The organism is Microbulbifer mixtoriginis (SeqCode) (assembly GCF_052466715.1).
Genome location: NZ_CP174288.1, coordinates 686,965 through 708,991, shown reverse-complemented (window position 1 = coordinate 708,991; position 22,027 = coordinate 686,965). Strand labels below are relative to the sequence as shown.

Genomic DNA, 22,027 nt, shown 5'->3' with positions numbered 1-22,027 from the left:
TATTTATATCCACTAAAAAACGGAAGTAGCAAGTATCTCACTTGGTTTTACTTATGACAAAAGGAAATTTTCCTTTGGCGGGTAATTTTATTTTGGTGAAATAAGACGGCCCAAGCCCTTTTCCATTGGATAGTATTCCAAAATTAAACCGTATTTCTTCGACCACTGTTCACAGATCTCTCGCTCTTCTTTACGGATAGTATCATCCATCCATATTTCAGCCTTAGACGATAGCTTATCTGACAAAGCTGGTAGTGCAGGATAGCGGCTATGCCGACATGTTGCACCGGGAGGCCCATCCACCAAAACTAGATCTACAAATTCAATCCCTTGTAATAGTGATAGAGGATACCAGAGTAAAGGCATGGTCATTTTATCATTTTTATGCAGATGTTCCCCATTCCAGACTTCTAAGTCTCCAATGCGAAGATCTACCCATGATTGCAGATACTCTATTTCGAGAGCAGATTGTGTCTGCTTACCATAGTGAATACTATGCTCAATAGAGATTAGCTTGCCAAGTCCATTTTGACGCAGTGCGTCTGCCATCACTAATGTAGAGGCTCCACTACCAAATTCAACAATCACTTTTGGACGGTGTGTCATAATATGAGTATGGAGCTTTAGTAAAATATCTGGAGATGTAGCCCAACCTCTCAGTGGTGGCAACTGTCCCTTAATAGATAACCGTTGCTGTAGCCAGCTAAGGGCCTCTAATTGCATATAAAGCCGATCCTGAACCCTAATAAGGTCTCGGGTGAACTTATTAGAATTTTCGTTACCAACCACACAGATCTTACTTTCTATTTTTTCCATTAACTCATTCAGGGTATCCATTTGAGTTTCAGACATAATGGTAGATAACCCCTCAGAGTTTCATGAGAATTAAGGTTAATGATATTATCCCAAATGGTGAACTGGATAATGCCATGCATTCATAAAGCTTTGGTTTTTAATTTATTGATAATAATAACATTTAAATTTTAAAAAATAATCAATCTAGCTAAATACAATTGCATTGGACAATAACACAATTAAATTCTCTATGTTTGTCTTTTTTAGACATAATTAACATCGCCCATAACTATCTTCGAAACGTACAATGTCGTCTTCTCCCAAGTATTCACCACTTTGCACTTCAATCATAATGAGTGGAATTATTCCAGGATTTTCTAATCTATGTCGATGCCCAGCTGGGATGTAGGTAGATTCATTGGTCCTCAGAAGAATATCTTTATCACCATTGATTACCTTAGCCGTGCCTTTTACAACAATCCAATGCTCACTTCGATGATGATGCATTTGTAAAGACAGAGAAGCTCCAGGCTTAACCTCAATACGCTTCATCTTAAAACCTTCGCCTTCCTCTAGTACGGTATAGGTTCCCCAGGGTCGATGAGCAGTTACATGTTGATGATGCAATTCTCCACCGCTATCCTTAAGACGCTTTACTATTTGCTTGACTTTCTGACTACTATCTTGATTAGCTACCAGTAGGGCATCAGGTGTATCGATAATCATAAGATCTTCAACACCTACCGCAGCCGTTAGTCGATATGAACTTTGAATATAGATATTAGAGCAATCCTCAAGTTCAGCAATACCGACTACTCGATTTCCATTGCTGTCAGATTCCACCAGTTTAGACATGGCTTGCCAACAGCCAATATCACTCCAACCCAGGCTACAAGGAACCACAGATATTCTTGAAGATTTCTCCATCAGTGCATAATCGATGGAATCCTCTTCTACCCTGGCAAAAATTTCTGGGTCAAACCGAGCCAACGTAGAACCTCTTCCCTCACTGCGATGACAGAATTCGAAGGCACTATCTACACTCTCAGCAAGACTTGGTGAGTGAGTAGACATCTCTTCCAATAATGTACCTACACGGAAACAAAACATCCCTGAGTTCCATAAGTAGCGCCCACTCGAAAAGTATTGCTTAGCCAAGCTATGATTTGGCTTTTCTACAAAGCGTTCTACATTGAATGCATGTCGGCCCGAAGTGTCACACCCCTCAGCTATTTCTATATACCCAAAACCTGTTTCTTCACATGTTGGTTGAATTCCAAAAGTAACAAGTCGACCCTCATTAGCTACCTCGGAAGCAATATTAACTGCTTTTATAAAGGCATCTTGATTTTTTACCAAATGATCAGCTGGAAGGACCAACATCAATGCATCACTACCATAGCGAAGCTGTAACTCCAAAGCTGCAGAATAAATCGCAGGTGCAGTATTACGGCCACAGGGTTCTAATAAATAATGAAGTGGTATGGTGGGTGATAGTTCACGATACTCGTCTTCAATACGAAAAAAAAGTTCCGTATTTGCTACTGTGATAACACTTTCCACGGAATCTATAGAAATTCCTCTAAGGAATGTTTTCTGAAGAAGTGAAAGCCCATCATTCATTTTTATAAATGGCTTAGGGTTTGCCTCTCTTGATACAGGCCATAAACGAGAACCCGAACCACCGGCTATTATCACGATATGCATAGCATCCTCCATCTTAGGGAATTCTAAGAAAATTAATACAAAAATTTGAAATAATCTTCTAGTCCATGGAACTTTGACATAATCGAACCAAGTCTCGTAGGAATGTTTTTATGAAAATTATTCATGAATAAAGATAATTCTCTATCAATATGCCTCGAGCTTGAATTGCTTCGTGATGCTATATATGATAAAGATTTATCAATTTCTTTTTTGCATAAATCTGTATAATTAAATTTTTCAGCCGATGGCCTTAACTTTCTTAACTTCCAATTATTATTTAAATTTGTCAGTAATTCTGGCGCTGGGTCAATTGGAATTAGATGTCCATCATATTTTGATTTTTTATGATATTGAGAATTTATGAGATCAAAATCATTCGGCTTGTCATACTCACAATAGGCCAGCTCCTCACAAAGCTCCTTTGTTATATCAAATAATATACGACTAGTTCTTTTCTCTTTTCTGGGCAATAATCTTGATGCAGCAAATAATGATGGAACCAATATCGGACTTATATTAACGTCCTTTGATACTGTTGAGTTGTTAGAGCCAAAATGAAATCTATTTCTAAAAACAAAATAATGACTATCCAGTTTTTCTGAAAAGCTGACCCCTGGTAGTTTTTCAAAAGTTTCAAAAAAACTTTCCCTTGAAACATCGTAACTTAAATTGCCATCTTTAATCAGAGATCTATTTAATAAAGCACTATCGAGAACATTAATATAATCATGTTCAGATAGATTATGCCCAAAGAAATTCTGGTAGTAATCTCTGTAAACCTCGCCACATCCTCCCATCATTCTTATTCTAGGAGTAGGGAAAATTGCAGAAACGGAATTCAACTGAGATGGATGTACAAAATGATAAGCACCAAAAAGCTGACTTCTTCTTGCATTAATTTTATCGCTTAACGAATAATGATAAAATGTTTCTGCTTCAATTTTACAGCCATATTCACCACCATATTTTTTTACAAGACCGGTAGCAATATTTCGATCAAGTGTTTTCTTCTTAAATTCTTCAGACTTAGATACTGTACTAATTAGTTTCGCATCAGGTAGTGAAAACTTGGTGTTAAATATAACATCTCTAACCCGTCCAGAGGCTATCAAAGCGGCAAGAACAATTCTGCTATCACGGCCACCAGTCAAGTCACAGATAACAGGTAACCCAGAGTCTAATATTGAATTTACATTGTTAACAATTTCTGTCGCCGCCTGACGAATTAAGAAATGATATTCATCTGGAGTTATTATTAAACTGCTCCCTAGATCAACATTTGAGTTGGCATAATCATCAACAAAGTCTATTTTTTCTTTTATACAAATTTGCTTCCCAGGGAGAGCGATCTTTAGTCCTTTTATGGGCATATTCAACACGTTGAACTGCTGGCAAAACATATGATTACTATGGAACACAGATGCAATAGCTTTATAATCGATTCTATTAGCAGCCAAGGCGCTTAAATATAGCCTGTTTGTTACAATATCGTCTGAATAATATAATACATGCAGTCCGCCAAAGTCCGTTTTAATATTTATTAAATCATTATCGATAGTTATAACTACGTATGCACCGGCGCCGGGAGATTTCGGTGCTTTATCTAGCGATTCTGGTCCAACTTTAAAAACGCCATCGAGAATACCATAACCAAAAAGCATTATATTTGAGAATTGTACATTCCAAATATATAAAAGGAATTTCCCGATTTCGAAACGCATACCTCCTAGCGCTTCTAAATCAAGTCGAATTCTGTTTGTTTCTTTAGATTTTGATATAATAAAGAAATCTCTGTGTACGCCCTGATGTGGATAAAAAGATGGGGGCTTTATCATATCATTTTCCAAAAAAAATTATGTATATTAAAATAATGAAGAAACAACTACCTAATGGTTCATCAATCAACATTGTTGATTTACAACTGGTTATAAAAACTGGTTAAATTTACGCAGTATTTAATATGTTTATCCTTTACATTATATAAAAATTATTTTGCTTTAAGGTCAGGAGATGATAAATCAGAAATGATATCCATAAAAAAACATTCTCTTTCAGATAAGATTAAATTATCTAATTTTTGTATTTTCAGTTTTTCAACCGGAGGCCTTGACAACTTCTGAAGTTCTGGGTACTGGTAGGATAATTCTTTGTTTGATTTCTCAAAATAATCAAAAATTTTAATAGCATTTCTATTTGTTAAGACGCCATACCTACTACCATAATCAGAATGTTTGAACCTAAATTTATGTGCCCATCTCTCTGTTTGTGCCTTGGTAAACCCTTTTTTCCAAAGTCTAGCCGTAAGACCCCTAATTATTTCTGTAAGCTCATAACTTACTCTATTATTTACATTAAGTTCTTCCTCATAAGAAGGAATTAAAGATGCACCAATTGCAGAAATAAAACAGGGGATTATGCCTTTATCTTTTACATTTTCATCGAACATATAGAATGAAGTTTTAAAGTAGTTTGACCAAGCTTGGAAAAGTTTCAAATAATTAAATCTTGGCTTGAGCATTTGCTTAATTACATAATCATCGAAAGATAGAATATTCTGTCCAGATTTTGTTTCCTGCAACCACAAAGACTCAATCAGCTCATATTGAGGTCTTAGATAACATATGACCTCAACATCAAATCTAAATTTTTGTGCAAAGCTATAGATATAGTGGGGCATAAGATCACCCCCTTGTAAAGTTGAAAATGCTTCACAACTTAATACTACATTTTCACAATTTGATTCATTAATTTCTTTCAGTAACTCAACCCACCCTCCTAACTTAGTTTTATAGCGTGGATCATTTGTTATTTGGAACTGTAAATTATGATGAGACCCATGGCTTACTCTTGCCACTTTTGGATACAGAAAACCATATTTGATTAAATTTGAGTAATTATCTGACATGAACTTCTGAATGGATGAGGTTCCTGTTTTATGTGTACCGATATGCAAATATATTTTTCTCACATTTTTTCACTTTAGATATTTTGTAGGAAATATCACTTCTAGATACTTGTTTTATCTGAGATCAAATCTTCATTGACATTATTAATCCATGATAATTTAGTTTCAACTGACTTTCTTGGTGCATTCATAAAATTACAACTCAACCGCCCAACTAAAAAATTTTGGTTTTCATTAATTAGGGCGTCTAAAGATCTACGTATTGCAACTTGATCGATAACCCAGTTGGTATGATTTTTACTTTCAACTCGATAATTAGATAGAATATATGATGCAATATAATTACTAAATTTGACACCAGGTTCTTTTGCATTGATAAAGACATAACCTGCTGGAATTGACCAAGGACGACCTTGTATTGATAAGTAGTTTTTTAAATCAACATTTTTTTTACTATGTAAGCATATATCATATTTTCTATATTTTTGATATGTTATTGCCCAGGGAGTGTTGACTCTCATATCGATATCTGTAACAAATATTGCGGATTTATATAGCTTCATCAATTTATACAGATGGATATATCTACTTGATGCATAGTAAGCTTTACTACATCTCTCATCCGGAATCCTTTCTACAGAATAAGAAAAAATAGATGGATATAAATCTTGAAATGTTTGTAACTTAGTGATTATTTGATCACTAGGATTAATAACATTAATATGAACTACAAAGCCATCAAATGCATTATCTAAGCTAGAGTTTATTAAACTTTCTCCATAGAGATTAAAGTATGATACATCTGCACTAACCATATGCACACATGAAACTTGATTTCTATTGACGGGAAATAATTGATATTCCTTATGTATTGGGGGCATCAATTCCTTGTTCCATTCATTAAGAGATATCCAATTTATAAATCCCTTGTTAAATGGTGTGATAGAATCAACATCGATTTTTGTCTTTCTCAATGCTAAACGTGCTTTTTTGTAATATAGATCACATAGTTCAAGCTCACCCAAATTGAAATAAATAGTTCCTAAATTTACAAGCAAATAATAATTGTCACCCACCAGTCTTAAAAAGTAATAAATATCCTTTAAAATGGAACTATCATATTTTTGGGCATCGCAGTACAAGTCGAATATTTTTTGGTTAAGTTTAACTTTTAAATCTTTAGCCTCTTTAATATAGGGCTGTGCAATATGGCGTGTAAAGGAAAAAAGATTTAATCTGCGAAAATTATCACATGCCAAAAGTAAAACTTTGGCATTAGAAAACTCATTCACTCCATTCGAAATTAAAATTTTTATCGCAAAAAAACATGTAAGGACGGGAACCTTTACAAGAGCTATCTTTCTCAATTCTGTAAAAGCTGCCCCTTCTAAATTTAAAGAGCTTACAGTTTCTTGAACCTTATCAGAGATCGTGTAGACATTATTAATTTTAAAGTTATTAATATTTTTAAAATCATCATTGAAATCGAAAATCTCAATTCTATTCATTATTTCATTATAAGAAACTGCCAATTCGCCACCGATATAAAGAGAATTATATTTTAACTTTAAATCATCAAAATATAGTACAGATTCATCAGGTAAAATTATAAAATCATTTAATTTAAATTTCGATTGTTCTTCTTTCCCTAAGTAGTAGAAATATAACGACCCAAGAGTTCCGAGATTAAATCTTTGGACAATCACGCACGCCTCCACAATTAATTACAGAATTTCTATCATGCAATATAATCTGGACATTGATACCCTAATAAATCAGACAAATCCTGTAGGTTACTCTTTAAGATTAAAGAATAATCATTGCACAATTTTTCTTTTTTTCTCGAGTTATAATTTATTGAGGAACTACTTCCAATATGCTCTCCAGCTTTTATTAATGCATTTCTTTCTTTCCAGGCTTCAGGGAACTTTTCTTTAGCAGCGAAAAGCAAATCATAGACGGCAGTGTAGGAATTACTTATTAGGTCTTCATATCGTACAATGTCATCAAAAATATTTTCTTCTTCAAAAGCTAATTTGAAGAAGCGTTTAACATTATTCACCTGTTTAATTAAATATTCTCTATCCGAGGCATCTGGATCTGCTTCAACTCTATAAACGTCTTTCCTAAAAGATCTTGAGTAAGCTATATCAAATGGGTTTCTCATCAAAAGAATTAAATGTTGCTCACCCATATCCTGTACTAAGGATGTTGGCGTATCATCCCTTAAGTGCATAATATTCACAGGTACGATATTATAATTTTTATCTCGCAGCCCTGAGGAAGGGAAGTAGCTTACCATATCAAAAAGCATCTTCCTTTCTTTTTTGGACAACCCTGTTCCACTTCCTGCACAAAGAGATAGTAAAGCAGGAGGGTAATAAACCTCTTTAATCAGATTAAATTTTCCGATGGATGAGAGAATCTCTCCAAGTAAGTGGCACCCGGAAGAACCACAACTTATTACATAAAGAGTTTTATTTTTGTTTTCATATCTTTTCTGCAAATCTTCAACAAGCTGATTGACCAACTCCTGCCTGCTAAACCCCATCACATTATCTATAGCTTTCGCAATTTTTTCACGATTTCTCCTATGAAACAGGGTGTCATCAGGCCAAAAAACTTCAGGGTTAAAGAGATAACCTTTTAGAATATTAATAAAATTATTCACACCCATAAGAGTACCAATAGCTTCTAACAAGAGACTTTAGAGCAGACGAAAAAAAAGTTGCTCTCATTGATAGACGAACTAACTACCAATGATGGTGCTTTAACTATTTTAGAATGGCCTACACAGCGTTCGGTTTCAATGATATTAATATCCGTATTATCTATCGTAAGTCGAATAATAATTTTATTTATACAATCTGATTTAGTTATTTCAAATACACCGTCTTGAACCTGTCTTAATTCACAACTTTCTGAAAAATTATAATACAGTGACCAATCACTATCAGATGTAATGGATTCATGAATAATTATTGTGTCACTATACGTAAAAATGGATCTAAGATGATTCGATGATTTTGATTTTGAATGCCCTACAAATCCTGTACGATTAATTAATGCTACAAGGGATATATCGACAATATCCTGATGATTATTGTTTTTTATAGCTAATGAATTGTGACCATTAGCTGCTTTAAACCAATTATATCTCAGTTTGGAACCATATTTATAAGGACCGCCAGAATCAACTATCAAACATCCGAAATCCTGAAACCAAACATCTGTATGAAGAGGTGAAAAATGCCCGTGAGCACTTTCTGCATTATGAGATAGTGTCAAAAAATGCACAGAGTCATCATTCGCCCGACCTCGAAAATATCCTATTTTATCAAGTCGCTCCCAATAAGAGACCAATTGATTTGGTTCGGGGGTGAATTTTTTTTGATGGCCGCTAAGATTTCTTCCAAGGGTAGTGTCACCGGAAGCGGGGAGTGTTCCATCAGGAAATGATAATGAAGCCATATGAGCATTCATATTTTTTTCAATTAATCCAACATCAAAATCCAATTCGGCTGACAGAAGGGACATGGTTTCAATTACGTTCTTAATAACAATTAAGTCAAAAAAACAATAAGCAATACATTGTTCGAGGGCAAAACCCGTATCACGGTCCATCAGAGAATTTATAAAATCAGCTATACAAAATCTTAACTCTTCCTTTCTATTAAGATCTCCATTAGAATCTGAATTAATAAACGCAGCTAAAAGATGAAATATTCTGTGGTTATTGTTGGCCCACTTGTCATCTTTTATGAAACTATTCAACCGATTTTGAATTTCATCAATATGGGCGTCAATTTTCTTGGAAAGATTATTGTCTAAATTCAACGCATCACAGTATTTTCTAATTTCAAGCAATACGCATGAACGCTCACATATTGCATGATCATCCCACAGCATATTCCAGGCTCCCATTCGTTCTTCTTCGGGAGTTATATCAAGTACCTTATGAATAATTTGTAAAGCAGCTATAATTTTCTCACAATCACTACTTTCTAATACTGGAATTATCCAAGCAAGAGAGTAGAAGTACAGCTGTATTGTCTTGTCTTCTTTATCCAAAGCTTGATAAACATCACTTTCTGATTCAATCGATAATGGTTTATGGCATGGATGGACAAGAATCTCTGTACAGTTACTCATTAAAGAAATGACTTTATTCTTATCATTATAATCGTCCAGGTGTTTAATCCAGGACACGTATGGAGAGGGTTTATATTCCACCAACTAGATCACCATTTTATTTATATTATCAAAAAATAATCGCGAAACATAAGAAGGGGAAATAGACCTCTTAGATTCAGTAAAAACATTTAATGAAATATTTTTTTTGTCTGTATATAACAACATTTGTTTCGCAAGTGAATCTTCAGCATGATTATCAAATGTGATGCCAAATCCCCGTTGCTCAAGATCTTGAAAGCCACCACTATTTGGTCCAAGCACAGGAACATTAAAAGTTATGGCCATCATAGCAGCACCAGAATTCATTGTCCGATAGTAGGGGCATACTGCTAAATCAGCTGAACGAAAATAAACCTGTAACTTATCATGAGGAACAGGTGTCATGTCCAAAATAACATCACTTTTCTCTGAAGCCCAATACTTAATCTCTCCAACCAAACGACCATCTGTAGGAAGTCCTGCAATAATTAACCGAGTTTTAATTTTTGCCCTTTTCCTGACAAACTCATAGGATTTCATCAATCGGTCATAACCTTTATACTCCATAACTGCCCCAAAGCAGAGAAAAACAAAATCATCACTAGTAATTCCCAATTGGTTTCTTGCTTGATCTCGTGAAATTGTATCAGGCTGGGCTCCCTCATAGCTGGGGTGTGGAACTAAAAAGGTTTTCTTCTCATTTAGTGAATAGTAATGACTCGTCTGCTTTACACTATCACTTGCCATGATGTGCACAGAATCTGCGGCATCTGCAACTAATTGATGTATTTTTTTATCTTGCTCAATCCAAACCGTTTCATGTGGCATTACATTATGTACCGTCCACACTATTTTATGACCGTTATCTTTAATTCTTCTGATGAGTTTTTCCCAATACACTACAGCCTTATTGGCATCATCTTCAGTTTTAGCGCACTTCGTGTTATCGTGAAGCCAGTGAAAATGACAAATGACTTTTCCGGGCCATGGTATTTCGCCGCATAGATCTAGTTTATGGATAGGTAGAAGGCTAACATTATATTCAGTATGCGCAGAATATAATAAAGCCTGATATTGATTCCTCTGAGCTACAGGCCCATAGGCTAAAATCCAGTGATCATTACTGGTATTAAACAGCTCCGATTCTAATACAGTACTTTTTTTTGAAAGCTCAGCACAGCTTTGCCATAGTTTTTCTGGTATATCAATAACTTTAAGCATGAAGAACTTCCTCTTCAATCATATTTACCTGTGAGATCAATCCTTTATATATTGTTTTATAACGAATAGCATTAGCACTCCAGGTACGCTCAGAAAAGACCCAGTCCTTAGCTATTTTTACTTTATTCTGCCTCAAAGCTGGATCGTTAATATAAATTAGTAGTTGATCCACTAGGCTATTCACATCTGCAGGTTTTGCAATTAATCCTCTATCTCCATTCTCTCCCACTACTTCCTTAAGAGCTGGCAGGTCTGTTACTATGATTGGTCTCTCTAGAGCCATTGCTTCGTAGGGTTTGAGTGGGGTAACCCAATCCGCAGCATAATCTGGTATACGTGGAATAACAAATAGATCGATTGCTTTATAGTAAGAATTAATCAAACTATGATCAACTTCACCTGAAAAATGAATAATTCCAGAAAGTTCCAATTGATCAGCTAAGTTCTGTAAATTTTGTCGTTCGGGACCATCACCAACTAAAAGCCCTCTAATATTCAATCCAGAGATCTCGCGTAGTCTTTTAATTGCCAAAATTAAATATTGATGTCCTTCTCGACGGGACATGTTTGAAATGTATCCAACCACGTAATCGGCGTCTTGCAACTCAGGTATTTCTACAGGCTTATATTTTTTTTCGAGATATTTACTCTCATCAATTGCATTTGGTATCACTCCAATCTTTTCTGGTGCAACACCTCTCTCAATTAGAATTTTCTTCATACTATATGAAATTGTGGTCACGAAATCTGCCTGAGCCATACAAAAGTCTTCTTTAATTATTCTCAACTTTGTTTTCTCTAGCTCCATCACGTCACCACGAACTGGAGTCCAGGTATGCTCATGAAATGAACGGACTTCGTACAGGAGAGGTAATCCTGTAGCTCTTTTTATAGCTAGTGCTTGAAGTGCCAACTCATATCCTCGAACACCCGATGCAGCATGTATTAAATGAGCACCACGTGCTTTAAGGATCATAGCAATATGAAATGCTGAGTAACTGCTTCGATCGGCAAGTGAAATGCCTCTAAGACCGTCTGTATTTGCACCAATACGAAAATGTTCTATTCCTTCTATTTTTTCATAATTCCTCACACCAGAGATACCAGCAGACCTTGGATACCCTACTGGAGAGATAATAAAAGGATCGATTCCAATTCTCTTTTGAGAAATAACCGTATTCAAGCAACGGATAGCTCCACCTGTATTCTCATATGGGTAGGCTGTTTTGTGTAGATGAGCAACTGTTAATTTATCGTTTTCTTTAATTTTTAAAATTCTGTCATTTTGAATGAGATTTGGTACCCAGGTTCGATCTAACTCAACCATTTCCTGTATAGCACTATTGAGCTGATTCAAATCATTTTGGTGACCTGAGACCTTATATTTATAGCCTAATAGGGCAAGCCTTAAACTCGTAGCGCCCTCTTTATGAATAAATGGTTCTATTGCCTTAACCCAATGCGTACCTGGAATTTTTTGACTAAGCCAACGCGCAGTATCCTCTACGCGTACTTTTCCAAGGTTTGCTTTTTGTATTTGAATTTTTCCAGTTGTAGAAAAAGCAACAATATCAGCCTCTACCTTTGAATAACTTGAGTTCTCAGGAATAGTAAATATTAGCAGCCTTAAAGCCCCTTTTTCTTTAGTTGTGTCCACGTATTGATAGTGAGGGTATGCTTTTGAAGCAGCAAATCCAGATATTTTACCTTTAAGCTGTTTACCACTTTTATCGAAGAATCTAAAACTGGCAACTATACCCTTTGAGTTTCCACCAGTTTCATCATTAACCTCTAATTCAAGATAGTAAAGACCGCTACTATCGATTGTTTGACTTATTGTAAAAATTGTTTTTGGGGAAAGAACCTTTATTGGGTCATTGTAATTTGAAGACCCTTCAATTCTGTTGATGAGTTTTAAAAATGCATCTCTATTATCTGGATCATTTGGAAATAGATAATAGCTGTAATCAGAAAACTCTTCACAAGTTCTCTCGATTCTATATTTATCAGTGAAATTAATATTCGAATAATATGAACAAGTACTTTCATCAATAAATGCATCTGCATAAAACAAATGCTCTTTAATTACCGGTAGGGAAACTTTTCTTGCTGATATTATTGCTGGTAAAGATGTTGAGAAATTTCCTGAGGCGATTAGGATAGATGGACGATGAATCTTGAACATCTCTATATAAGCGTCAACTTCTGCTTGTAGGTAAGATTTATGATTCTTTACATATCTGTTACCAACTTCATCATATAGAATATGTGGTATTCCATCTATCGTTAGTTCTCTTTTATATAACTCAGACCTTTTCCCCTTATCCAATCTATTTTCTGATCTAATAAAGCAGAAAGTTTTATAACCTCTTATTTGGAGTAGCTTTGCCATTTTTATAATTCGCTTAGCATAACCCTCTTTTACATTATCGGGGTTATAACTTCCTACAAATGCTACACATTTATTAACTGGAACAATTTTGGTATCTATAGGTTGTTCTATTAGTTCTTTTGCAGTATTAATAAGTTCAGTTACATCAATTGAGGATCTACTTTGGGAAACACTCTCTACATTGTCAGTAAATTTCTCACGTAAAGAATTTACCAGTACACTCAATTGTTCATTCATTGATGGTATCCTGTTAGAAGATACCGGCATACTTAATACTTGTTGAATCCCATTTCTTAGGCTAGTCACATTAGCTGCTTCAAATGAAACAACTCCATCATACTTAGCAGAAATTTCTAATAGTGGCTCCACATCTGATACGACTAGCCTTTTACCAAACGCTATTGACTCTAGAGCCTTCATTGGTGATACTAATTCAGATACCTGAAATTTCTTTCTAGGAATTACAATTACGTCAATTAGAGCATAATAATCTGCAACTTTCTCATGTTCTACTCTGCCTACCTGAATTATCCATGATTTGTTTGCAAGTTGACGTTGTGAATGAACTAGTTGGTTAGTTGGGTTCTCATCTCCCACAAGTAAAAGCTTATAATGAGCGCGCCGATTATTAAGTTCTTTACAAGCTTCTATAAGAGTGTCTATACCCTCATAAGAATTGAAGCTACCTATATAGCCTATCACTATATCATCTGGATCTATACCTAATCTTTTCTTTACTTCGGGGTCAGCATGCTTTTTGATAGGTAACCTATTAATTCCTAAAGGAAGAATATTAATCTTTTCAATTTCTATACCACGAACACTTAATTCTGTTCTCATCAAATGATTAAGTGTAAATACCTTTATAGCTTTCTTACAAACGAATGTATTACGTTCTGCCTCTATTTTAAATATTGAGGTTTTATCAAATCCTGGTTCTCGAGCAGCTCGGGATAATTCCCAGAATCCACGCACCTCATAATAAAAAGGTATACCAAGGCGCTTAGCAGCAACCCATGCTGGAAGTCCCACAATATAATCTGACGCAGCTAATACGAATTCGGGTCTATAAATTTTAAAAAGCTCACAAAAACGAGCAACACTTGATTCGAGATGATCTCTTTCGTCATTTGGAGCTTGATCTTTTTTCCAACGGCTGTGTATATAGCGGACTCCATCAATCACTATTTCAGGGTCAACTTTATTCTTCAGTGAACCTAATTCCCATGGTCTTCCAGGACGTACAAAACACAGAGTATCAAAACCTTGCTCATTCAAAGATTTAGCTACTTCTTGTGTACGAACCGCGTAACCATTACTGGCATAACTTTCTCCATGGCTCACTATATAGGCTACACGGCCAGGTACTGATGAATACACTCTGCTTAGTGAATGTTGTGAGAGTATTTCAGCGTGTTTTAACAGCACATCCATAAAATATTCTGTCCAGTGATTAGCAAACTGTAAAATCCGTTTATGTTTACTTAATTAATCTGTCCAACCCTTAGGCGAGAAGGCCAACCGCGTCTATCAGATTACTTTTGCTTGTTAATAGGCTTTTTTGTTCTGAAAATAGGCTATGTTTAACTAATATACATACAATATCAGCGTCATTCAGTGAGTTCTCTAAAGTAGAAAGCTCAACGTTCGAATGTTCGAGCATCTTGGGCAAGTTCTCAATATTTGGTTCAACCACCTTTAATCTACAACCCAAAGTCGCAATTGCATTCACTATATTAAGGGCCGGGCTTTCACGAAGATCATCAATATCAGGTTTAAAGGCGATCCCCAAACAGGTAACTGTAATATCACCATTGGTATAACCTGATTTTTCTGATTGAATCTTCTTTAGATGTTCCTTAACCTGATTAATAACCCACTTTGGTTTATCGTCATTAACCTCACGGGCAGTACGTATCAGTTTGGCTTCTTTAGGACATGAATCAACAATAAACCAGGGATCTACGGCTATACAATGTCCGCCGACACCGGCACCTGGCTGAAGGATATCGACACGTGGATGGCGGTTAGAAAGTAAGATTAGCTCCCAGGCATTAATACCTAGCTTATTACAAATAACAGATAGTTCATTGGCAAAAGCAATATTCACATCCCTGAAACTGTTCTCCGTAAGCTTGGTCATCTCAGCCGTTCTGGTTGTAGTTATCAGACACTCACCTTCGATAAATATCTGATAAAGATTTTTAGCCGCTTCGGAGCATTTTGGAGTCATACCCCCTATAACACGATCATTCTCAACTAATTCACGAACCACATGCCCGGGTAATACTCGCTCCGGACAGTGTGCTATTCGAATGTCGGATAGCTCACCATGAGTTTGCGGGAATGTCAGGTCTGGCCTAGCCTCCGCAAGCCATAACGACATTTTCTCTGTTGTTCCTACAGGAGAAGTTGATTCCAATACCACTAAATCTCCAACCTTTAATACGGGAGCTAATGCTTTAGAAGCCATTTCAATGTAGCTAAGATCCGCTTTATGAATATTTCCTTCAGATTCTTTGATGAATGGTGTTGGTACAGCTATCAAAAAGGCATCAGCGGCTTGAGGCCTAGTCGTTGCATTTAAAAAGCCTCCAGTTACCGCGGCATGGACGATCATATCCAATTCAGGTTCTACGATATGAATATTTCCTTTATTTATGGTATCAACCACATACTGGTCTATATCTATACCTATTACTTTCTTACGCCTGGAAGCAATTACAGCAGCTGTAGGCAATCCGATATACCCCAGCCCAATAACGGAAATGGTTTCGAATTCCATAAACATTCCTATTAATTCTCATTGGAAGTGCCATTAGAAATGGCAGTTTCATGAAGTTCCCTGTATCACTCAAAATATCACTGAAATTCAATCAGAGATTCTATTATTCTGTTACATGCTTGCCCATCTCCATAAGGATTATGAGCATAACTCATCTTTTTATATTCATCATTATCGGTGAGAAGTCTAGATAGTTCACTTGTAATATTTGAGGTATCGGTACCTACTAGCTTTACCGTACCCGCCAATAATGCTTCGGGGCGTTCGGTCGTATCACGCATTACTAGAACAGGCTTACCTAGAGATGGTGCCTCCTCTTGAATTCCCCCAGAATCGGTTAGAATAATATTTGATCTATTCATCAAATATACAAATGGCAAGTAATCTAAAGGGTCAATAAGATAGATATTATCTACATGTTTTAAAAGACGATTTACAGGCTCCCGTACATTTGGATTTAGATGTACAGGATAAACTATCTGAGTATTAGGATGAGATTTAGAAATTTCAACAAGTGCCTTACATATACGTTCAAATCCACCACCAAAACTCTCACGACGGTGCCCAGTGACTAAAATTAACTTTCTTGTATCATCTAAGAAACTGAAGTCTCTAGTTAACCCCTCATAAAGGGATTGATTGTTATCAAGTTTACGTACGACCTCAAGCAAAGAATCAATAACTGTGTTTCCAGTTACATATATCTGATCTTCACTTACTCCATCATTTAGCAAATTTATTTTTGAATTTTCCGTCGGTGTAAAATGTAGAGTAGCCAGAGACCCTGTTAGTTTTCGATTTGCTTCTTCTGGCCAGGGTGAGTATAGATTCCCTGTACGTAGGCCGGCTTCTACATGGCCAATAGGAATTTTATTGTAATAAGAAGCTAAACTTGCTATTAAAGTAGTTGTAGTATCTCCATGTACCAAAACCATATCCGGATTGGCTTTAGTAATTATTTTGCTTACACCTGTTAGAATATTTGCACTTAGGTCAGTAAGATTCTGTCCTGGTTTCATTAAGTTAAGATCGTAGTCTGGGTTCAATTCAAACAAGCTGAGCACTTGATCCAGCATTTCACGATGTTGTGCAGTCACACAAACCTTGGTCTCGAATCTAGAATCACCTTTAAGCCTTAAGGATAATGGCGCCATTTTTATCGCTTCGGGGCGAGTACCAAAAACAATAAGTACCTTCATACAAGTATTCCTTTACTAATTCACATCTTATCCCTTTTCATCAATAATCTGATACTCAAGTTCTTGACAACGTCTTACATATTTTTCCAGTAGACATTGAGTCTCTTTTAATTGTGATTCCACAATATTATCGGTATCATTTTCGAAATTTTTCGCTCTATATTTTAATATGTTTACACTTTTATCATTTTTCATATTCCAGTTACTTTGCCTTACTGGCTGAACTTCCCTACCCTCCCGTCTACCAAATCGTAGGTAGTGAATTAGAGGATTTTCATTGCTTTGGGCGACATCTGGATATTTCTTCTGATAACTTACACTGCAAAATAAAGCGGATGGACTTCTCCCCATACGCCAGCCGTAGCGTAAGTAATGTAGCTCTGGTGTTAGCTTGATACTCTCTACATCAGAATGATGAGATAGGTACCACTCAGCATCAAATAGTGGAGTATCTTTCAGTAACTGAACTTGATACTTCTCATTCATTGCTTTTTTACCATGAATAGCTGAAACCAATAATGAATCAGTTGCCAAAAATTAAGTTAAATTTAGATATATTAACAGAAAGACCGTTGACTTCTTCATTTTCGATTTCTATTAAACTTTTATTCAAAAAAATTTTTTAAGAACCTTTCTAAATTCGAAATGAGCTGTTAGATTTAACGAACATATGGAACACTCTTCACTAAAAGAGAGTTCAATCTTAAACGTACTAAATTTCCATTTTAGCCATTATTTATAGTTTTTAACTTGTAACATTTTATTGCAATGAAAAATAATAAATTTTTTTGTTTAATGTTATTGTTGGAAAAATTAACGCCCAAAATTATGATCTCGCACTGACTCACCAAGTAAGCGCATCAAATAGTCTCCATAGCCACTTTTCATAAGTAATCGAGCCTGAGTTTCAAGTTCATCGGCTGAAATAAAACCTTTACGAAAAGCCACTTCCTCTGGGCAGGCAATTTTTAGCCCCTGACGACGTTCAATGGTTTGTACAAAGTGTGCAGCGGCTAGTAAATTATCATGAGTACCAGTATCTAACCAGGCGGAACCTCGCCCCATTAATTCTAAATTTAATTCACCTCTATCCAGATACATTCGATTTAGATCTGTAATTTCCAGTTCACCACGATTACTTGGTCTAATCTCTCTCACTAAATCACAAGCTTTATGATCATATAAATACAAACCAGTGATGGCGTAATTTGATTTTGGTTCTGTTGGTTTTTCCTCAACACTAATAACTTTGCCTTCTGGATTAAATTCAGCAACACCATAGGCACCTGGATCTGCAATCCTATATCCAAATATAGTGGCACCCTGGAGCCGGGCATTAGCTCTATTCAACAGATCGCTAAATTGGTGCGCATAAAAAATATTATCTCCCAGAATTAGAGCACTGGGATTGCTACCAATATGATCACGTCCGATAATAAATGCTTCAGCCAATCCGTTTGGAGACCTCTGAATTGCATAACTTAAATTTATTCCCCACTGTGCACCATTTCCTAATAGTGCTTTGAAAAGACATTGATCCTGAGGTGTTGTGATGATTAAAATTTCTCTAATACCCGCTAACATCAATGTGGTAAGTGGATAATATATCATTGGTTTGTCATATACAGGCATCAGTTGCTTACTGATACCCTTAGTCAGCGGATAGAGCCGGGTTCCAGTACCACCGGCTAGTATGATCCCTCTACGCCCATAATGAGTCGCAGTCACAATTCCTCCAGCATATTTAGATTAGCGCCAGGGTCAAAATATTTTGTACTACATTTATATTGAAAACAGTTAATTTATTTGTTTCTTTCGCTCAAGTAATATCATATGAATTACGTATTTTTTTCAAACACTACCAACTTCAGAATGATAGAACAGCTGCAGTTCCAACGGCAATTCGGTACAAGATTTCTGTGATATCTTTTGTCACCTGCAATTCACTTGCGCTTATCTTTGGCATCACCATAATCTCATCTCCGGGACGCAACCGATTCCCAAGGCGATTATCGAAATCTCGATCTTCAATACGCGTAATTGTTCCATCCAGGTGTAATACCACTAATTCATCACGATTGGCATTATTAGCAAATCCTCCAGCTAGCTCTATATAGTCTTCCAAAGTATATTTTTTATTATAAATAAGAGATGTTGGAAATATCACTTCGCCAACTATAGACACTGTAGAAGCTTTTAAAGGAACAACTATTTCATCGCCATCCTCTAGTAACATATCAGAAGCTTTTGGATTATTTGCGATAACAACCTGCCCCCTAGGTTTTGCTTTACGAGCTTGCTTAATGAAATTCTGAATCATCAATGCATTATCTTTTTGAGAGTCCTTTTCAAGATCCGTAGTAGGCTGACGGGTCAAAACTTCCATCTGAAGTGCATCAAGGGATCTACCAAGTGCAGCTCTTTGCTTCTCCGCCACACTTTTCCGATAAAGTTGAATCGATTTTTGATCAGCATTCTCTCGATAACTTAATTGAATTAATAACTCATGAAGCGTGGCACCATAAGGCAGTATATATGTAGCAGGTCCGTCTAGTTCTCCAGAAACTAAGATTGATATTGACCGTACATCATTATCACGCACTAATTCGACCTCTGCACCAGGATACAGTCGAGTTGTCATTGCCTGAGATAAGGGTAAATAGTAAGCTTGTTGTACTCCATCTATAATTTGCGTAATGCGTGCGAAGTTGGCTTGTGGGTCTGGTTTACTGACCAACAGCATCTCACCCAATTGAGTATAAGGACCGGAAAATTCCAATTGCGCAGCCTGTTGAACGGCTCCGTCGATAGTAACAGACCCTTTTCTGGCCCCGACTACAATGACATCGCCACTACGCAGCTGTAAAGCTGGCATAACACCATCGACTAAGAAATTATACAAATTAACCTGCTGTATTAATTCCCCCTGTCTAATCACTTTTATATCGACAAAGCTGCCACTCTCGGCGTCTATTCCACCAGAACTATCTAAGTAGTATAAGATCGAGTCGGAACTGAAACCATTATATAGCCCTGGATTATTCACATATCCAGTGACGAATACTTTTACAGGTTGGCTAGCCTCAAGGTTCGCATAAGCTTGCACATTGTTTTTGAAAACCCGTTTTACATGACGTAGAACAAAATCATTGAGATTTCCGTTTTGAACACCTCCGACATGTACTGGCCCTACCTCTGGGATGAATATATTTCCTTTAGGATCAACTGCTAAAGTAGCACTAAAGCTATATGCTCCCCATAGTTGTAGATTAATCTGATCTCCAATTGTTATTCTATAGTCAGGGTTAAATCCATTGAATGGTTGATCCTTAAATCCACCTTGAAAAAGCGTTTGCCCAAAAACGGGGACCTCTAATTTGGCTTTTTCACTTATTTCTATTTTATCAATAAGCTGTGTTTCTAGGGCAAAGACCTTACCATATGATAAAACACTGATTATAATAAAAATAGATATAAAGTATTTAATTGTATCTTCACTAGTAAGTTTCATTTTTCAATTATTCATCCTAGCCTATAGATGATTTATATGTAAATCGTGCACCCTAAAGTAGCATTATATTTACGATGCCCTTTTATATGCGATTATCTCTTATACTTGCTATTAGCATAACCACAATGCCATACAATAGTAAAAGTATTAATGTGAGGCTCACTAAATTATAAATCTTATGTGGGTATTCTGCCTCTTCAGCGAGTGATGGTTGTGTTACAACCATCAGATGTTTTAATTTACCAGAAGCTTCCATTCTTGCACTTTCTAGAGCCTTAAGTGATGCTGCGTAAGCATCAGTTGCAAATTGTAGATCTAATTCTAGATTCTGAAAGTGTGCACCTAATGTATTGAGTCTCTGTTCACCTTTCTCGTCACCTATACCAACCAATCGAACTTTTTCCAGTTCTATTTGATTTTTCAAGGCGCCAATTTCTGCTTGCATTGAAATTATTTGTGATGAGTCTGCATTTAGATAAGTTTTGGCGGCTGTAAGTTTGGCACGTTCTTCGGCCAAACGAGCCTCTAAACTCTGGATAATACTGCTGATTCCCTTTGTTAACTCTTCAGGGCTTACCACATTATTACTATTTTGGAAATCCAAAATATCCTGCTTTGACATTCGGAGCTTGCTCTGGGCAAGTTCAACTTCATTCTCGACGAAGTCTACTTGCTTATCAGCAAGTTGGTTACTCAGTGCATTAACAAAGTTCTCAGATTTCAGTATTACCGTTTCAATGAGTAGCCGCGCAAAACTTGGATCGAAGGCCTGCATTTCTATAGTGATTATTCCGGTAGCTTCAGCATGATTTACCACTATGTGATTTCGGTAATACTTTAGATATTCTTCTTGAGTAGCATCGGTAGATAGGCGCGAAAATATATCATGCTTATCGCTTTTGTAGTATTCTGATAACTTCAATTCATTGTCTAAATACAAAGCCATATCTAGTGACTGAATGTAGTTCACTACCAGAAAAGAGTCCTGATTATCATTCCCTATTCCAGGAATCAAAAAACCCAAGCCGGCTGATGCCCCTTGAGAAGATGCAGTATCTTTGACAATCAACTGTGCAATGCTTATATATCGTTCAGAAACAAAAAATACATAGTAAACAGTCACCATAAATACTGGCATAAGTATGAATATCAGAAACCAGATATACCTAGAGAGAAATGATCTACTTTCCTTTTTAAGTTTTTTTATAATGCTACTGCTTAATTTGGAAAACTTATTCAGAAACCTTCCTAGATCATCTGTGATCTTCTGCAACGTACCATTCATATGATTTAATTTTAAAATTTGAACCGCTTTCATCGACTTATTCATATTGACTTA

The 22,027-nt window shown here is 36.1% G+C and carries 15 protein-coding genes; all 15 read right to left on the bottom strand.

The genetic code is table 11. The features are described 5' to 3' along the window. Nucleotides 1–87: 87 nt before the first annotated feature. The 15 genes from ACJJH9_RS03235 to ACJJH9_RS03165 all read right to left on the bottom strand — a co-directional run bounded on the left by ACJJH9_RS03235 (nucleotide 88) and on the right by ACJJH9_RS03165 (nucleotide 22,006). Complete coding sequence (locus ACJJH9_RS03235) at nucleotides 88–852, bottom strand: class I SAM-dependent methyltransferase (protein ID WP_444924291.1); 765 nt, start codon at nucleotides 850–852, stop codon at nucleotides 88–90. A gap of 216 nt (nucleotides 853–1,068) precedes the next feature. Beyond that, nucleotides 1,069–2,502, bottom strand: a complete 1,434-nt coding sequence (locus ACJJH9_RS03230; protein ID WP_444924290.1) for a mannose-1-phosphate guanylyltransferase/mannose-6-phosphate isomerase — start codon at nucleotides 2,500–2,502, stop codon at nucleotides 1,069–1,071. Between the two features lie 32 nt (nucleotides 2,503–2,534). Further along, nucleotides 2,535–4,337 (bottom strand): hypothetical protein, encoded by a 1,803-nt coding sequence (locus ACJJH9_RS03225; RefSeq protein ID WP_444924289.1) that lies wholly within the window; start codon nucleotides 4,335–4,337, stop codon nucleotides 2,535–2,537. A 152-nt stretch (nucleotides 4,338–4,489) separates the two neighbouring features. Continuing rightward, a complete protein-coding gene (locus ACJJH9_RS03220; protein ID WP_444924288.1) occupies nucleotides 4,490–5,470 on the bottom strand; it encodes a hypothetical protein in 981 nt (326 codons plus the stop codon). Nucleotides 5,471–5,508: 38 nt separating this feature from the next. After that, nucleotides 5,509–7,113 carry a hypothetical protein gene (locus tag ACJJH9_RS03215; protein WP_444924287.1) on the bottom strand — a complete coding sequence of 535 codons (1,605 nt, stop codon included), beginning with the start codon at nucleotides 7,111–7,113 and terminating at the stop codon, nucleotides 5,509–5,511. 32 nt (nucleotides 7,114–7,145) lie between these two features. Next, nucleotides 7,146–8,084: a hypothetical protein gene (locus ACJJH9_RS03210; protein WP_444924286.1), complete on the bottom strand. Its 939-nt coding sequence runs from the start codon at nucleotides 8,082–8,084 to the stop codon at nucleotides 7,146–7,148. Nucleotides 8,085–8,101: 17 nt separating this feature from the next. Then, nucleotides 8,102–9,640, bottom strand: coding sequence for a heparinase II/III domain-containing protein (locus tag ACJJH9_RS03205; RefSeq protein ID WP_444924285.1), 1,539 nt, complete (start codon nucleotides 9,638–9,640; stop codon nucleotides 8,102–8,104). Nucleotides 9,641–9,643: 3 nt separating this feature from the next. After that, a complete protein-coding gene (locus ACJJH9_RS03200; protein WP_444924284.1) occupies nucleotides 9,644–10,801 on the bottom strand; it encodes a glycosyltransferase in 1,158 nt (385 codons plus the stop codon). Then, complete coding sequence (locus ACJJH9_RS03195; RefSeq protein WP_444924283.1) at nucleotides 10,794–14,627, bottom strand: glycosyltransferase; 3,834 nt, start codon at nucleotides 14,625–14,627, stop codon at nucleotides 10,794–10,796. The genes ACJJH9_RS03200 and ACJJH9_RS03195 overlap by 8 nt, the downstream gene beginning before the upstream one ends. A 70-nt stretch (nucleotides 14,628–14,697) precedes the next feature. Beyond that, complete coding sequence (wecC, locus tag ACJJH9_RS03190) at nucleotides 14,698–15,978, bottom strand: UDP-N-acetyl-D-mannosamine dehydrogenase (RefSeq protein WP_444924282.1); 1,281 nt, start codon at nucleotides 15,976–15,978, stop codon at nucleotides 14,698–14,700. 77 nt (nucleotides 15,979–16,055) lie between these two features. Further along, the gene (gene wecB / locus ACJJH9_RS03185) at nucleotides 16,056–17,177 is read right to left on the bottom strand and encodes a non-hydrolyzing UDP-N-acetylglucosamine 2-epimerase (protein ID WP_444924281.1); all 1,122 of its coding nucleotides are present in this window, start codon (nucleotides 17,175–17,177) and stop codon (nucleotides 16,056–16,058) included. Nucleotides 17,178–17,204: 27 nt separating this feature from the next. Further along, a complete protein-coding gene (locus ACJJH9_RS03180; protein WP_444924280.1) occupies nucleotides 17,205–17,711 on the bottom strand; it encodes a hypothetical protein in 507 nt (168 codons plus the stop codon). Between the two features lie 279 nt (nucleotides 17,712–17,990). After that, complete coding sequence (rfbA, locus tag ACJJH9_RS03175) at nucleotides 17,991–18,905, bottom strand: glucose-1-phosphate thymidylyltransferase RfbA (RefSeq protein WP_444924279.1); 915 nt, start codon at nucleotides 18,903–18,905, stop codon at nucleotides 17,991–17,993. 139 nt (nucleotides 18,906–19,044) lie between these two features. Beyond that, nucleotides 19,045–20,688 carry a polysaccharide biosynthesis/export family protein gene (locus ACJJH9_RS03170; RefSeq protein ID WP_444924278.1) on the bottom strand — a complete coding sequence of 548 codons (1,644 nt, stop codon included), beginning with the start codon at nucleotides 20,686–20,688 and terminating at the stop codon, nucleotides 19,045–19,047. Between the two features lie 82 nt (nucleotides 20,689–20,770). Further along, nucleotides 20,771–22,006, bottom strand: coding sequence for a KpsE/RkpR family capsule polysaccharide export protein (locus tag ACJJH9_RS03165; RefSeq protein ID WP_444924277.1), 1,236 nt, complete (start codon nucleotides 22,004–22,006; stop codon nucleotides 20,771–20,773). Nucleotides 22,007–22,027 lie beyond the last annotated feature (21 nt).

Coding starts and splice junctions, on each gene's coding strand:
- ACJJH9_RS03210 (WP_444924286.1), bottom strand. CDS start 8,084: ATGGGTGTGAATAATTTTATTAATATTCTAAAAGGTTATCTCTTTAAC.
- wecB (WP_444924281.1), bottom strand. CDS start 17,177: ATGAAGGTACTTATTGTTTTTGGTACTCGCCCCGAAGCGATAAAAATG.
- wecC (WP_444924282.1), bottom strand. CDS start 15,978: ATGGAATTCGAAACCATTTCCGTTATTGGGCTGGGGTATATCGGATTG.
- ACJJH9_RS03225 (WP_444924289.1), bottom strand. CDS start 4,337: ATGATAAAGCCCCCATCTTTTTATCCACATCAGGGCGTACACAGAGAT.
- ACJJH9_RS03235 (WP_444924291.1), bottom strand. CDS start 852: ATGTCTGAAACTCAAATGGATACCCTGAATGAGTTAATGGAAAAAATA.
- ACJJH9_RS03170 (WP_444924278.1), bottom strand. CDS start 20,688: ATGAAACTTACTAGTGAAGATACAATTAAATACTTTATATCTATTTTT.
- ACJJH9_RS03195 (WP_444924283.1), bottom strand. CDS start 14,627: ATGGATGTGCTGTTAAAACACGCTGAAATACTCTCACAACATTCACTA.
- ACJJH9_RS03165 (WP_444924277.1), bottom strand. CDS start 22,006: ATGAAAGCGGTTCAAATTTTAAAATTAAATCATATGAATGGTACGTTG.
- ACJJH9_RS03230 (WP_444924290.1), bottom strand. CDS start 2,502: ATGCATATCGTGATAATAGCCGGTGGTTCGGGTTCTCGTTTATGGCCT.
- ACJJH9_RS03200 (WP_444924284.1), bottom strand. CDS start 10,801: ATGCTTAAAGTTATTGATATACCAGAAAAACTATGGCAAAGCTGTGCT.